The organism is Pseudomonas sp. Yb2C2 (assembly GCF_052112325.1).
GTDB lineage: Bacteria > Pseudomonadota > Gammaproteobacteria > Pseudomonadales > Pseudomonadaceae > Aquipseudomonas > Aquipseudomonas marginalis.
Genome location: NZ_JAVAJK010000079.1, coordinates 1 through 255 on the forward strand (window position 1 = coordinate 1; position 255 = coordinate 255).

Sequence of the window (255 nt, forward strand, 5' to 3'; positions counted from 1 at the left end):
CCTTGAGCGCCACCTCACCGTGCTCGCGCGGGCGGTAGTCGTAGATGTCCTGGATGTCGCGGCCGACCATGCAGGTCACCAACTGGTCGTGGGTCAACGCGCTCATGTCGTCGAAGGTGCGCACGTAGCGGCCGTCCTTGAACACCGTGACCGCGTTGCAGATGCGGAACACCTCTTCCATGCGGTGCGACACGTAGAGCACCACTTTGCCCTCGTCCCGCAGGCGCGTAATGATCGCCATCAAGCGGTCGATCT

At 63.1% G+C, this 255-nt stretch carries 1 pseudogene; it reads right to left on the reverse strand.

From position 1 onward, the window contains the following. A pseudogene (gene araG / locus Q8X51_RS32235) lies at nt 1-255 on the reverse strand (L-arabinose ABC transporter ATP-binding protein AraG); the annotation flags it as partial.